Here is a 13825-nt window from a genome sequence, read left to right as displayed (position 1 = left end):
TCGAGTCTCTTCAGGTGATCCTTGATGCCGAACCTTGCTGTCTTGAGCGGCATCTCAAGTCGCCAGTTTCCGTAAGCCGGGCCAATGTGATGGCAAGCATTCTTTAACCATACCGCAAACGCATTCGAGAATGGTCTGAAATACCTCGCGGCCTCATTGGGGGCAGAGCATCGCGGGGCGGAGCCAGCTCGGAAACCGCCTATAGACTTGCTCGCTCCTTGCTGGCCCCCCTCCGAAACAATCCATTGACGTTAACAGCTCCTTAACGCCGCCCGATCCAAGATCGGGACGCGTGGGCGAGGGCGCTTCGCGCTGGTATGGCTGGGGTCCCGAGAAAACGTTTCGAGATGGCGCGAACGGCTGCCGCTGGAACATGGTCGCTAGGCCGCGCCTGGGCGCGGACTGCGCGTCTGTGCCTGTTCGCCACCGGCCTCGCTCTCACAATCCTCACATATTCGCCCGCTGCGCGCGCCGAAGACCCGGTGCCGGGTGAGGCGGCATTCTCGGCCGCGAACGGCTTTGCCCGGCTGGTGCTGAAGCTGAAGGAGGATGTCGAGTCCGAGGTCACCGCCGCCGGCACGATCATCGTGATCCGCTTCAAGCGTCCGGTCGATATCCCGGTCGAGAAACTGTCGGATGCGGTGCCCGATTATGTCGGCGCCGCGCGCCGCGATCCGGACGGTTCGGCGATCCGCCTGTCGCTGGCGCGCCGCGTCACCATCAACACCATGACCGCCGGCGAACGCATCTTCATCGACTTCCTGCCCGACAGCTGGACCGGGCCGCCGCCGTCGCTGCCGCAGGAGGTGATCCGCGAGCTTGCCGAGCGCGCCCGCGCCGCCGAGCGGTTGCTGCGCGCGCAGCGAGCCGCCGACGCCGCCAAGAAAAAGCCGCCGGTGCGCGTTCGCGCGCTGGTGCAGCCCACCTTCGTCCGCTTCGTGTTCGAGGTCCCCGACGGTGTCAGCGTCTCCTCGGTGCTGAACGAACAGAAGCTGACGCTGGCCTTCAACTCGGTGCTGAGCTTCGACCTTGCCGATGCCAAGATCGCCGCACCCCCGAACGTCGCGTCGATCAGCGCGCGCGCCGACACCGACACCTCGGCGGTCGACGTGACTCTGATCGGCGATGTCGACGTGCATTCGTTTCGCGACGAGAAGAACTACATCGTCGATGTCGCGTTCCAGCAGAACGAGCAGCCGGCGGCAAAGCCCGCGCTGAGCGCGCTGCTGCCCACGCCGCGCGGCAAGGCCAAAGGCGCTGCGGCGATCGCGCCGGTGACGTCGGAAAGCATCGCGCGAGAGGCCAAGATCGAGATCAAGCCTGAGCAGCCCAAGCCTGAGCAGTCCAAGCCTGAGCAGTCCAAGGCGGAGCCGGTCAAATCCGAACCGCCGCAAGCCGAGCCGGTCAAGCCCGAGCAAGCCACGACCGAACAGCCGGCAGCCGCGCCCGCCAAAACGGAACAGCCGAGATCGGAGCTGCCCAATTCCGAGCTGCCGAAGATCGCAGCTGCTCCGGCTGTTGGCGTCGAGAACGCTGCTGCGCCGGCCCCGCGCGAAGGCAGCGCCCCTTCCGCGGCTGAACCGAACATGGCGCCGGTGAGCGATGCGCCAAAGCCCGCGCCTGCCGTCGCGGCCGCGCCGGCAACGGAAGCGCCGAAGCCGGCCGCGGCACCATCGCCGCCCACTGATGCCCGTGCCGGTGGCAAGCCCGCGGTCGATGCCCAGCGCGACAGCGACGGGCTGCGGGTGACCTTTGCATTCCCCGGCGCGACGCCGGCGGCGCTGTTCCGCCGCGCCGACACGGTGTGGATGGTGTTTGACACGCCTGAGGCGATCGATGTCGATCCGATCCGCGCCAAGGCCGGCTCGCTGATATCAGACGTCAGCCGGATTGCGCTGGAGAAGGGGCAGGCGGTGCGCTTCCGCCTCAACCGGCCGCAGATGCCGTCGCTCGAGAGCGACGACCGCTCGCGCGGCGTGAGCTGGACGCTGACCTTTGCCGACCGGGTGCAGAAGCCGCCGCTGCCGCTCAGCGTGGTGCGCAACATCTCGGAGCCCGCGCTCGCCAATGTCAGCGTGCCGCTCGCCAATCCCGGCCAGCTCCATAAACTGGTTGATCCCGACGCCGGCGATACGCTCTGGGTGGTGACCGCGCCGCCGCCGACCCGCGGCATCATCAAGCGGCAGGATTTCGTCGAGCTCTCGCTGCTAGAATCGATCCACGGCGTCGTGGTCCATCCCAACGCCGACGACGTCAAGGCGGAGGTTGGCGCCGACAAGGTGATGCTGGGCCGGCCCGGCGGGTTGACGCTGTCGTCGGCCGACGTCGCCGCGGAGCGCGCGACCGCGGCGGTGAAGCCGCTGTTCGATCCGGACGAGTGGCGCAAGAACCGGTCGGAGACTTTCCTCAAGCAGCTCGACGCTCTGATCGTGGCGGCCGGCGCCGCCAATGCCGAGCAACTGCCGCAGGCACGGCTCGATCTCGCCGATTTCTACATGGCGCGCGGCATGTACTACGAAGCGCATGGCGTCACCAATCTGATCCTGTCCGAGAGCAAGCGCGGCAGCGAGACGGCGCCTGTGGTGATGGTGCACGCGGTCGCCAGCATCCTGATCGGGCATCCGGCGCAGGGGCTGAAGGACCTTGCCAATCCCGTGATCGGCAATGGCTACGATTCCCAATTGTGGAAGGGGCTCGCCTTTGCCCGCGAAGGCAAATGGGCCGAGGCGCGCGAGAAGTTCAAGAACGCCGAATTCGCCGTCGCGACGCTGCCTGCCGACCTGCAGCGCATCGTCACCCTGGACTCGATGAAGGCCTCGCTCGAGGTCAAAGACTATGCCGGCGCGGCGCGGCGCAAGAGCGATCTCGACGTGGTCGGCGTTCCCGATGAGCTCAAGCCCGCGGTTGCGGTGCTGCGCGGCCGGCTCGCCGAAGCGCTCGGCCAGGAGAAGGACGCGCTTGACGCCTACCGCTTCGCCGCCAATTCGGCGGACCGTCAGGCCGCTGCCGAGGGCAGGCTGCTCGAGACGCTGCTCAAGCAGAAGCGCGGCGAGATCGGGCGCGACGATGTGCTGAAGGAGCTCGAGCTGTTGTCGATGCTGTGGCGCGGCGACTCCATCGAGCTGAAGACGCTCTACGTGTTGTCGAAGATCTACGCCGAGACCGCGCGCTATGCCGACGCCTTCGCGGTGACGCGTGCCGCGACCCGGCTGCAGCCGAACGCGCCGGAATCGCGGCTGGCGCAGGATGCCGCGTCGGCCTTGTTCGTGCAGCTCTATCTCGGCCCCAAGGGCGACGAGATGGCGCCGATCGATGCGCTCGGCACCTTCTACGAATACCGCGAGCTGACGCCGATCGGCCGCCGCGGCGACGAGATGATCCGGCGTCTCGCCGACCGTCTCGTGGGTGTCGATCTGCTCGACCAGGCCGCCGACCTCCTGCAATACCAGGTCGACAAGCGTCTCGAAGGCGCGGCGCGCGCCCAGGTCGCCGCGCGCCTTGCAATGGTCTATCTGATGAACCGCAAGCCCGACCGCGCCATCGGCGCGCTGCGCTCGACCCGGATCGCGGACCTCTCCGGCGAATTGCGCCAGCAGCGGCTGCTGCTCGAGGCGCGCGCGCAGAGCGACGTCGGCCGGCACGACCTCGCGCTCGACATCATCTCGAACATCACCGGCCGCGAGGCGATCCGGCTGCGCTCGGACATCTATTGGGCGTCGCGGCACTGGCGCGAGGCGTCCGAGCAGATCGAGCTCTACTACGGCGATCGCTGGCGCGACTTCATCCCGCTCAACCCGGGCGAGAAGGCTGACATCATCCGTGCCGTGGTCGGTTACGCGCTCGCCGAGGACGCCATCGGGCTATCCCGGTTCCGCGAGAAATACGCGCCGCTGATGTCCGGTGATGCCGACAGGCTGGCGTTCGACGCGGCCAGCAAACCCGTTGCGACCTCGAGCGCGGAATTCGCCCAGATCGCGCGGATGGCCGCCAGCGTCGACACGCTTGACGGCTTCATCCGCGAGATGAAGGTCCGCTTCCCCGACGCCACCGCCCGCGCGCCGCTGCCCGATCCGGTCGCGACCGGATCGGTGCCAGACAGTGCGAAGGTCGCGCCGATGAGCACGCTGCCGGCGATCAAGGGCGAGCGCCGCGCCAGCGCGTCACAGTAGCGCCCCTCGACAGACGCCCATCAAATCGGCAACCATGGCGGAAGTCGCCAGCCGGGAGGACGTCGTCATATGAGCAAGCCGAGCAAGACCGAAGCCGAACTTATCGCGATGGCGCGGGCCGAGCTGAAGGTGCATGCCGATTGCCCTGATGGCATCGACATCTCCGTGCTGCGCGACGGCGACAGCTGGGAATTCCGTGCCAGCGCCGACGAGGCCACGGTGGCCAGGCCCGGCTACCCCGAATGCGTCGCGATGCTGGTGCAGATCGGCGATCACCTCAGCAAGCAGTATGATGTGCAGGGGTAGCGGCAGCCGCGAGCCGAGGAAAGCTTATGGACCGCATCGACGCCATGAAGGTTTTCGTCGCGGCGGTCGACGAGGGCAGCCTTGCGGGCGCCGGCCGGAAGTTGCGGCGCTCGCCGGCGGCGGTCAGCCGTGCCATCTCGTTCCTTGAGCATCATGTCGGTGCCGAGCTGCTTCATCGCACCACGCGATCGCTGAAGCTGAGCGATGCCGGGCAGCGTTATGCGGCGGCGTGCCGGCGCATCCTCTCTGAGCTTGAGGAGGCCGACATCTCGGCCGGCGGCGAGCGCTCGGCGCCGCGCGGCACGCTGACGATCACGGCGCCTGTCGTGGTCGGCGAGGATGTGCTGCGGCCGGTGCTTGATGCCTTCATGACCGAGCATCCCGCGGTGGTCGCCCGGCTGGTGATGCTCGATCGCACCGTCAATCTGATCGACGAGGGCATCGACGTCGCGCTGCGCATCGCCCATCTCGCCGATTCCAATTTCGTCGCGATCAAGCTCGGCGAGGTGCGCCGCGTGGTCGCGGCATCACCGGGCTATCTCGCGCAGCACCCGGTGATCGGCGAGCCGGCCGATCTCGCGAAGCATCAGATCATCGCGATGACGCATTTCGGGCTCGACTCCTGGAGTTTTCCGCCGGCCGCGAAGTCGAAGGTCGCGCGCGCGGTGCAGTTCACGCCGCGGCTGGTGGTCAACACGGTGCGCGCGGCGGTCGCCTCGGCCAGCGAAGGGCACGGCATCACCCGGCTGTTCTCCTATCACATCGCCGAGGAAATCCGCGACGGGCGGCTGCAGATCCTGCTCGCAAGCGACGAGCATCCGCCGCTTCCGGTGCATCTCTTGGCGCCGCAGGGCCGCTTCGACGTGCCGAAGGTGCGCGCCTTCGTTGACTTCGCGACGCCGCGGCTGAAACGCTATTTCGAGCGGTTGTCGCGCGAAGCCAGCCAGGCCAGTCGTTCGCGCCGCGGAAGAGTGTCTGCCGAATAGCGGGCATTCGCGCGGAAACTGAACGTATTTAGGTTGCTCTCCATCGGGGCGGCGCTGTTGCAGCCTCACCAACAGATGGAGAGAGACCATGGGTGCAGAGCAGAAGGTTGCCATTATCACCGGCGCGTCGCAGGGAATCGGCGAAGCGCTCGTCAGGGGCTATCGCGACCGCAACTACCGCGTCGTCGCCAATTCCCGCAGCATCAGGCCGTCCTCCGATGCCGATGTGCTGGCGGTCGCGGGCGACATCGGCGATCCCGAGGTTGCCGACCGCGTCGTCAAGCAGGCGCTCGCGCGCTTCGGCCGCGTCGACACGCTGGTCAACAATGCCGGCATCTTCGTCGCAAAACCGTTCACCGACTACACCGACCAGGACTATGCGTCGGTGCTCGCGACCAACCTCAACGGCTTCTTCTACATCACCCGTCGCGTGGCGAAGGAGATGGCGAAGCAAGGGTCCGGCCACATCGTGCAGATCACGACCAGCCTGGTCGACCATGCCAACAGCAACGTGCCCTCGGTGCTGGCCTCGCTGACCAAGGGCGGGCTGAATGCGGCGACCAAGTCGCTCGCGATCGAATATGCCGCCAGGGGCATCCGCGTCAACGCGGTGGCGCCGGGCGTGATCAAGAGCACGATGCACGCGCCTGAGACCCACGACTTCCTCGCCAAGCAGCATCCGGTCGGACGGATGGGCGAGATGAAGGACATCGTCGACGCCGTGCTGTTCCTGGAAGGCGCGGGCTTCGTCACCGGCGAGATCCTGCATGTCGACGGCGGCCAGAGCGCCGGGCATTAAGGTGCGAGCGGGAGCGTATCATGCCTATCGTCACCATCCAGGTCACGCGTGAGGGGACGGCGCCGGGCGCGTCGTCCACGACACGGGAGCAGAAGGCCGCGCTGATCAAGGGCGCCAGTGAATTGCTGCGCGACGTGCTCGGCAAGCCCATGGAATCGACCTTCGTCGTCATCGAGGAAGTCGATACCGACAATTGGGGCTGGGGCGGGCTGCCCGCGCTGGACTATCGCAAGAAGCTCGCGGCTGCTGCTGCGGTAGCGACAGCTTCCCGCTGACCCCTCGCGCAAATCGAACCCGGCGCCTCTCCCGATCGGGAGAGGCGGGTGTGATCGCTACGAACGATTGCTGCGATCGCAACTAATCATTTTTCACCGACGGCCGGAGGACCTACTGCGATGTCCATGTCTGCCAATGTCGATCACGACAGGCGCCATCACGCCGAACCACATCGCGATGCGGGCGGACCGCTGTGGCTGTCCGCGGCCGCAGGGCTGTGCGCCTCGCTGGTCGGGCTCGGGCTGGCGCGCTTTGCCTACACGCCGCTGATCCCGGCGCTGATCGCGGCCAAATGGTTCACGCCGGCGGAAGCGGTCTATCTCGGTGCCGCCAATCTTGCCGGCTATCTCGCCGGTGCGCTGATCGCCCGCGATCTCGGCGCGCGGATCGGCTCGGTGTGGGCGCTGCGCAGTATGATGACACTGGCTGCGATCACCTGCTTTGCCTGCGCGGTGCCGGTCTCCTTCATCTGGTTCTTCGGTTTCCGCTTCCTCGCCGGCGCCAGCGGCGGCGTGATCATGGTGCTGGCGGCGACCGCGATTTTGCCGCACACCGCGCCGAGCAAGCGCGGCCTGATCGGCGGCGTGATCTTCGCCGGCGTCGGATTGGGCGTAGCCGCCTCGGGCACGTTGGTGCCGCTGTTGCTGCAGCAGGGCGTCAAGCAGGCCTGGTACGGGCTCGGAATCCTGTCGGCGGCGTTGACCCTGATCAGCTGGAAGGCGTGGCCGGCCGAGGCGCCTGCCGCGCATGCTGCCGCAGAACAGCACGTTGCGTCGCATGGCGTGCGCTCACCGCTGCTGATCGCGCTGTGCCTGGAATATGGCCTCAACGCGCTGGCGCTGGTGCCGCATATGGTGTTCCTGGTCGATTTCGTGGCCCGCGGACTCGGGCAGGGGATCGCGGCAGGTTCCTATTACTGGGTGCTGTATGGAATCGGCGCCGTGGTCGGTCCGCTGCTGTCAGGACATCTCGCCGATCGCGCAGGCTTTGCCGCGGCGCTTCGCGTGGCGTTCCTGATCGAGGCGGTTGCGGTCGCGCTGCCCGCCGTGACGACGTCACCGGCCGCAATGATCGTGTCGAGCCTCATTGTCGGCGGGTTCACGCCCGGTATCGTGCCGCTCGTGATCGGGCGCATCCACGAGCTGATCCCGCATTCCGCCGCGAGCCAACGTTCTGCCTGGGCGCAGGCCACCACGACCTTCGCGCTGTTCCAGGCGGCCGGCGCGTACGGCCTGTCCTATCTGTTCGCGCACAGCGGCGGCGATTATGCGCTGCTGTTCGTGATCGGCGCGGCCGGCGTTGCCGTCGCGCTGGCGATCGAACTGGTCAGCGTCGTTGTGCTGGGGCGCAAGCGGAGTTAACCGCGCAGCGCCTTCGTCAACACCGCGACGAGGCGGTCGACATCGGCGTCGTCGTTGAAGACGTGCGGTGAGATCCGCATCCGGCCGAGCCGCAACGCGACGTGGATGTTCTCGGCGGCCAGCCGCGCGATCAATTCCTTCGGGATGCCGCCCGCCATGCCGAGGCTCAGGATATGCGGCGCGCGCACGCTGCGCGGCAACACGTCGAGCCCGAGGTCGCGCACACCGTCGGCAATCCGCTCGGTGAGCATCGAGAGCCGCTCGCTGACGGCAGCGGCGCCCCAGTCCGCCATCATCTCCATGCCGATCGACGCCATCTCCAGCGTGATGAAATGATCGCGTTCGCCCATGTCGTAGCGGCGGGCGTTGTCGACATAGCCGAGATCGCCGAAATAGACCGGGTTCTCCGAGTTCACGTTGCGGCGGCCGGCGGCGGTCTGCTCCAGCGGCACGCCGTTCTGGTGGCGTTTTGCAACGTAGAGGAAGGCGCGACCATAGGGGCCGATGAGCCATTTGTAGGTCGGAAAGATCACGGCGTCGGGATCGAGCCTTGTCACATCCATCGCCACGACACCGGCGCTCTGCGTCGCGTCGATCACGAACATCGCACCGTGCCGCCGCAACGCCGCCTGCACCTTGTCGACATCGATCATGCCGCCGTCCGACCAGTGTACCGATGAGATCGAGGCGAGGCCGACCGGCAGCGCGCCTGACCGCTCGATCGTCGCGAGCACTGCCGACGTCCAGTCGCCGTCGGCAGGCTGGTGCACGGTGTCGACGACGAAACCCTGCGCCTCGGCGCGGGCGTGCCATTCCAGCACCGGCGAGGAGTGATCGTTCTCCAGCACGACGACGCGGGTGCCGCGCGGGATGCTCAGCGCCTTCGCGACCGTCGCGACGCCGTAGCTGATCGCGGGGATCAGGGCGACATCATTTGCATCGGCATTGATCAGGCGCGCCGCCGCAGCGCGGGCGCGCTCATGCTGGCGGCCGGCAAATCCGGCATCGATGGTCCAGGGCTGGCCCTTGCGTTCGACCGCCGCGCGGCCGGCGTCCAGCGTCTTCAGCGGCAGCGGGCTGTAGGACGCCGAGTTCAGGTAGCAGATCTCGCGTGGAATCTCGAAGAGGTGGCGCTGGGAGGGAAGCATGTGGTCTCGTGGCTGAAATTGCGGAGGGTGACGTGATGCGGAGGCGTGCGCTCACCCGTCATACTGATCCGGTCCCATCGCCCAAGGCGCCTGATCGTAGCCGTTGGCGAAGGTGCGGTTGGTCTGCGCCGGATTGCGGTTGATCAGCGGCCTCAGATACATCGGATGGGTGGCGCTGCGCACCTCGTGCTCGACGGTGAACAGATGCCGGCCATCGGCGGGATCGACGATGTCGCAGAAGCGGTACTGGTACTGATTGTCCTCGCGGGAGACCAGATTGCGCTCCCGCAGCCGCTTGTGGGGACCCGAGAAGTCCGTGATGTAGATCTGGACGTGATGGCCGTCGAACTCACCCTGCGCCTGATCGGTCTCGCGGAATTGCAGATACTGGTTCTTGCCGACCTTGGCGCGCGCGACGACGCCGTCGCCGTTCGCGACGCTGGCGGGGATGCCCATGATCTCGGGATAGAACCGGCTGATGGCCTCGGCGGTGCCGCGCGGCACCTCGAATTCGACATAGGGCATGCCGAGCGCGATGCGCCCGAACCGCTCGGCGTCCGGCTCAAAGCAGCGCAGGCGGTTGCCCCAGGGGCAGGTCGCCTCGACATGATCGTTGCGCTCGCGATAGCTGAATGCGGTGCCTTCGAGCTTGGGCGCAACGGCGGCGAGCCGCGCCAGCAGGGCCTGCCGTCCGGCGATCACAATTCCAGTGTGGCCGCGCAGCACCTGTGGCCGGCCGGTCGGTAGATGAAACTGGCTGCGGCCGGCGTTCACCCACATGTTGCTGTCGGAGACCATCAGATAGGGATCGCGGGTCAGCCCGATGCCGGCGACATAGAACAGCGTGGCAAGGCGCTGGTCCGGCACCTGCACGTTGACATGCTCGAGATGGATGGAATTGCCGAGATCTTCTGCGGCGCGGTCGAATGGCTGCTGCACGGGCACGGCTCCCTGGATGCGGTGCCGCGCATGATAGTGCAACGGCACGGCCGATCCAGCTGACGGGCCATGATTGTTTCGCGGGGCTACCCCCCGTAACTCTGCACCAGGCTGCCGGTGACCAGCGCCCAGCCGTCGACCAGCACGAAGAAGATCAGCTTGAACGGCAGCGACACCACCACCGGCGGCAGCATCATCATGCCCATCGACATCAAGACCGAGGCGACCACGAGGTCGATGATCAGGAACGGCAGGAACAACAGGAAGCCAATCTCGAAGGCGCGCTTCAGCTCGGAGATCATGAAGGCCGGCACCAGGATGCGCAGCGACATCTCATCGGGCGTCGCCGGCGGCGGTTCGCCGGAGAGGTCCATGAACAGCTTCAGATCCTTCTCGCGGACGTTCTTCTGCATGAAGCCGCGCAACGGCACCGAAGCGCGCTGCAACGCCTCCTCGACGCCGATCTGGTTGGCGACCAGCGGCTTGATGCCGTCGTCATAGGATTTCTGCAGCACGGGCCCCATCACGAAGGCGGTGAGGAACATCGCGAGCGCGATCATCACCGAGTTCGGCGGCGCGGTGGCGGTGCCGAGCGCGGTGCGCAGCAGCGAGAGCACGACCACGATGCGCGTGAACGACGTCATCATGACCAGGATCGACGGCGCGATCGACAGCACCGTGAGCAGCGCGATCAGCTGGATCGCGCGCTCGGTCACGCCGCCATTGCCGCCGCCGAGATTGATGCTGATATCCTGCGCCATCGCCGGATCAGCGAAGGACCCGGCGGCGATCAGGACAGCGATGAAAAAAACTCTACGCGGGACGGACCCTGATCTCACGAAGGAGACTTCGGTGGTCGGCCGAGCAGCGAGGCCATCTCGTCCTCGAGATTCTCGAACCCGCTCTTCGGCTGGGCAGGCGCGGCGGGCGGCTCGCTGCGCGGCGCACGCACCGGCGGCGCCTCGGGCGCAACCGGCGGCGCGACGGTCTCGCCTGGGCCGGTCGGGCGGCGCAGCGCAGCTTCGAGCCGCTGCGCCATCTCGGCGAGATTGGCGTCGGCATTCGATGCGGGCGGCTGGGCCGGAGGCGCCTGCGTCGCGACCGGTGGCGGAGCGGGGGGAGGCGGTGGCGTGACGGCGCGCTCGGCCGCGGGCGCGCGCAGCGGCGGCGGCGCCTTCGGCGGTTCGGCCGCGCGCGGCACACGCGGGATCACGGGTTCGGAGCGCGGCGGCAGGCGCGGCGGCATCGGATCGGGCCGCGGCTCGCTACGCTCGGGCGTGAAGCCCGTGAGCGGATCGCTGCGACGCTCGGCGACCGGCGACGGGGGCCGGCGCAACTCGTCGGCGAAGGAGGGGCGCGCCTGACGTGGCGGCGGCTCGGGCTCGGGAAGTTCGAAAGTGTCGGAGCGGGCGGCCTCGCTCTCGTTCCAGGCCGCGTCCGGAAGCGGTGCGGCGCGCGGCAGCGCAGCTTCGGGGCCGACCGCGGGGCGGGCCGACATCTGATCACGCCCGGGCATGGCGCGGACGATGTTCGGCTCGACGACGATATCGGTGGGGCCGCCGATCATCAGCAGATGTTCGATATTGTCGCGGCGGACCAGCACCAGCCGGCGCCGGCCGTCGACCGCGGCAGCGTCGATCACCGCCAGCCGCGGCATCCGCCCCCGATTGGCGTTGGCCCCGAGGCGGTTTCCGGCGAAGCGGCGGACGAGCCATGCGGTGACGCCGATCAGCGCCAGCACGACCACGAATGCCAAGACGAATGTAACGACCTGCATATTGGAGTCCCCGGCCATCGTGGCCTTCCTCAGCTTTCGCCATCAACGAGCGCGGATTGACAGGTGCGGTTTGCGCAGCGAATCGCGCCCGAGATTCGCCTTATTTCTTAATTCCCAGCGGCTTGCAGCCGGCTGTTCTATTAATAAACCAAGAATCGCTTGTCCCAAAACGACTTCTCAGCGCCCCACGCTGTCTTGGTCCGTGCTGGTTAACGCAGCATTCGTGGCGAAAATGCGCTCTCAGGCCTCAGTTGCGGCGTTCTCCACGGATCAGTCCAACATTTTAACCGCCCGTTAACCATACACCGGGCAAATTCTGCCTACCTCGGGAGCCCAAGGGTTGTCCAAGAGGTTAACGGAGCCGCGGCGATGTCCATGAACGATCTCCCGATCCTGTCGGCGCTGCGCAGCAAGATGCAGTGGCACCAGGAGCGCCAGCGCGTCCTTGCCGAGAACATTTCCAATTCCGACACGCCGAACTTCCGGCCGCGCGACCTGGTCGAGCCGAAGTTCGACCGCGGCGGCGCCACGGTCGGCGGCGGCGTGGGGACGCTGCCGATGATGCAGACCAGCGGCACCCATCTGGCGGCGGCCGGCGCGCCTGATACCTTCGACAACGACCGGGGCAAGAGCGGCTTCCAGACCCGTCCGGCCGGCAACGCGGTCAATCTCGAGGACCAGATGCTGAAAGTGTCCGCCAACCAGATGGACTACGCGGCGGTCACCTCGCTCTACAGCAAAAGCCTGCATCTGCTGAAAACCGCGATCGGCAAGGGCTAGAGCATGATCCGGAAAAGTGTGGAGCGGTTTTCCCTCGCGACAAACGCAAGGCGTTTGCGCGGAGATCATGCTCAAAACAAGCTGACACCTGACGGCGGCAGGAGGATCCCATGGCAGATGGAACAAGCGATTTCACCCGCTCGATGAGCATCGCGACCTCAGGCCTGCGCGCGCAGGCCGGGCGGATGCGGGTGATCTCGGAAAATATCGCCAACGCCGATTCGACGGCGCAGACCGCGGGCGGTGATCCCTATCGCCGCAAGGTGCCGACCTTCTCGTCCGCGCTCGACCGCTCGCTCGACGCCCAGGTCGTGACCCTCGGCCGGATCCGGCCGGACCGGTCGTCGTTCCGCATCAAGCAGGAACCGGGCAATCCGGCGGCGGATGCCTCCGGCAACGTCAAATATCCGAACGTCAATCCGATGGTCGAAATGACCGACATGCGCGACGCCCAGCGCTCCTACGAGGCGAATCTCAACATCATCAGCGCGACGCGGCGGATGATCCAGCGCACGCTCGACATCCTCAAGTCCTGACGCAACAAGAACAGGGAACGTAAATCATGGCCACACCGACAGTCGCCGCCAACGCCTACGCCAGTCTCGCGAAATTGATGGAGCGCGGCGGCGCCGAGAAGGCCGGGCTGGGCGGGCAGGCCGTCGCCGGCCCGTCGTTCAGCGCGCTGCTCAAGGACTCCGTCGGCAGCGTGCTGGAGGCCGGCAAGAAATCCGACGCGCAGACCATGGCGATGGCCTCGGGCAAGGCGAATGTGATGGACGTGGTGACGGCGGTCGCCGACACCGACGTTGCGGTGTCGACGCTGGTCTCGGTCCGCGACCGCGTCATCCAGGCCTACGAAGACATCATGAAGATGCCGATCTGATGTCACTTGCGACGTCATCCCGGGGCGATGCGAAGCATCGAGCCACAGATGTGCAATTGCACATCGGGGGATCTCGAGATTCCGGGTTCGCTTCGCGCCCCGGAATGACGAAAACAACTGAAAGCGAGAACAACAATGACCGGCCCTGAAACCCTCGACGTCGCGCGTGATGCGATCTGGACCATCGTGATCGTGTCGTCGCCCCTCATGGTGGTCGGCCTCGTGGTCGGCGTCGTGGTGTCGCTGTTCCAGGCGCTGACCCAGATCCAGGAACAGACGCTGGTCTTCGTGCCGAAGATCCTCGCTATCTTCGTCACATTGCTGCTGGCATTACCGTTCATGGCCGACTCGCTCGCCAGCCACATGATGCGGATTTCGTCGCGAATCATCGGCGGTTGATG

General features: G+C 66.7%; 14 protein-coding genes. 10 read left to right on the top strand and 4 right to left on the bottom strand.

Annotation, left to right across the window (positions count from 1 at the left end):
- Positions 1 to 347 precede the first annotated feature (347 nt).
- From WDM24_RS28085 to WDM24_RS28060, 6 genes are all read left to right on the top strand, one after another.
- Positions 348 to 4169, top strand: a complete 3822-nt coding sequence (locus tag WDM24_RS28085; protein ID WP_338828077.1) for a tetratricopeptide repeat protein — start codon at positions 348 to 350, stop codon at positions 4167 to 4169.
- 69 nt (positions 4170 to 4238) lie between these two features.
- On the top strand, positions 4239 to 4475 hold the full coding sequence (locus tag WDM24_RS28080) for a hypothetical protein (protein ID WP_166207248.1): 237 nt from the start codon (positions 4239 to 4241) through the stop codon (positions 4473 to 4475).
- A 26-nt stretch (positions 4476 to 4501) separates the two neighbouring features.
- Positions 4502 to 5461 (top strand): LysR family transcriptional regulator, encoded by a 960-nt coding sequence (locus tag WDM24_RS28075; RefSeq protein WP_338828075.1) that lies wholly within the window; start codon positions 4502 to 4504, stop codon positions 5459 to 5461.
- Positions 5462 to 5549: 88 nt separating this feature from the next.
- Entirely contained in the window at positions 5550 to 6260 is a 711-nt protein-coding gene (locus WDM24_RS28070) for an SDR family NAD(P)-dependent oxidoreductase (protein ID WP_338828074.1), read from the top strand.
- A gap of 20 nt (positions 6261 to 6280) precedes the next feature.
- On the top strand, positions 6281 to 6535 hold the full coding sequence (locus WDM24_RS28065; protein WP_338828073.1) for a 4-oxalocrotonate tautomerase family protein: 255 nt from the start codon (positions 6281 to 6283) through the stop codon (positions 6533 to 6535).
- A 120-nt stretch (positions 6536 to 6655) separates the two neighbouring features.
- Entirely contained in the window at positions 6656 to 7897 is a 1242-nt protein-coding gene (locus WDM24_RS28060) for a YbfB/YjiJ family MFS transporter (RefSeq protein ID WP_338828071.1), read from the top strand.
- Here WDM24_RS28060 and WDM24_RS28055 read toward each other — a convergent pair.
- The 4 genes from WDM24_RS28055 to WDM24_RS28040 form a co-directional block, all read right to left on the bottom strand.
- Complete coding sequence (locus WDM24_RS28055) at positions 7894 to 9045, bottom strand: aminotransferase class V-fold PLP-dependent enzyme (RefSeq protein WP_338828070.1); 1152 nt, start codon at positions 9043 to 9045, stop codon at positions 7894 to 7896. The two genes, WDM24_RS28060 and WDM24_RS28055, sit on opposite strands and share 4 nt — an antisense overlap.
- A gap of 51 nt (positions 9046 to 9096) precedes the next feature.
- Positions 9097 to 9984 carry a hypothetical protein gene (locus tag WDM24_RS28050; RefSeq protein WP_338828069.1) on the bottom strand — a complete coding sequence of 296 codons (888 nt, stop codon included), beginning with the start codon at positions 9982 to 9984 and terminating at the stop codon, positions 9097 to 9099.
- 86 nt (positions 9985 to 10070) lie between these two features.
- Positions 10071 to 10823 (bottom strand): flagellar type III secretion system pore protein FliP, encoded by a 753-nt coding sequence (gene fliP / locus WDM24_RS28045; protein ID WP_338828067.1) that lies wholly within the window; start codon positions 10821 to 10823, stop codon positions 10071 to 10073.
- Positions 10820 to 11779 carry a flagellar biosynthetic protein FliO gene (locus WDM24_RS28040; RefSeq protein ID WP_338690855.1) on the bottom strand — a complete coding sequence of 320 codons (960 nt, stop codon included), beginning with the start codon at positions 11777 to 11779 and terminating at the stop codon, positions 10820 to 10822. Before WDM24_RS28040 ends, fliP begins: the two co-directional genes overlap by 4 nt.
- A gap of 351 nt (positions 11780 to 12130) precedes the next feature.
- Here WDM24_RS28040 and flgB point away from each other — a divergent pair, with 351 nt between their 5' ends.
- From flgB to fliQ, 4 genes are all read left to right on the top strand, one after another.
- Positions 12131 to 12541, top strand: a complete 411-nt coding sequence (flgB, locus tag WDM24_RS28035) for a flagellar basal body rod protein FlgB (RefSeq protein WP_166306062.1) — start codon at positions 12131 to 12133, stop codon at positions 12539 to 12541.
- Positions 12542 to 12651: 110 nt separating this feature from the next.
- Positions 12652 to 13077 carry a flagellar basal body rod protein FlgC gene (gene flgC / locus WDM24_RS28030; RefSeq protein ID WP_338690854.1) on the top strand — a complete coding sequence of 142 codons (426 nt, stop codon included), beginning with the start codon at positions 12652 to 12654 and terminating at the stop codon, positions 13075 to 13077.
- A gap of 26 nt (positions 13078 to 13103) precedes the next feature.
- Positions 13104 to 13424, top strand: a complete 321-nt coding sequence (gene fliE / locus WDM24_RS28025; RefSeq protein WP_029085414.1) for a flagellar hook-basal body complex protein FliE — start codon at positions 13104 to 13106, stop codon at positions 13422 to 13424.
- 135 nt (positions 13425 to 13559) lie between these two features.
- Positions 13560 to 13823 carry a flagellar biosynthesis protein FliQ gene (fliQ, locus tag WDM24_RS28020; protein WP_024580945.1) on the top strand — a complete coding sequence of 88 codons (264 nt, stop codon included), beginning with the start codon at positions 13560 to 13562 and terminating at the stop codon, positions 13821 to 13823.
- The last annotated feature ends 2 nt before the right edge of the window (positions 13824 to 13825 follow it).

It is taken from the genome of Bradyrhizobium sp. 27S5 (assembly GCF_037217225.1).
Taxonomy (GTDB): Bacteria; Pseudomonadota; Alphaproteobacteria; order Rhizobiales; family Xanthobacteraceae; genus Bradyrhizobium; species Bradyrhizobium septentrionale.
The sequence above is the reverse complement of the archived record's forward strand: the minus strand, read 5'-3'. Positions and strand labels throughout refer to the sequence as shown.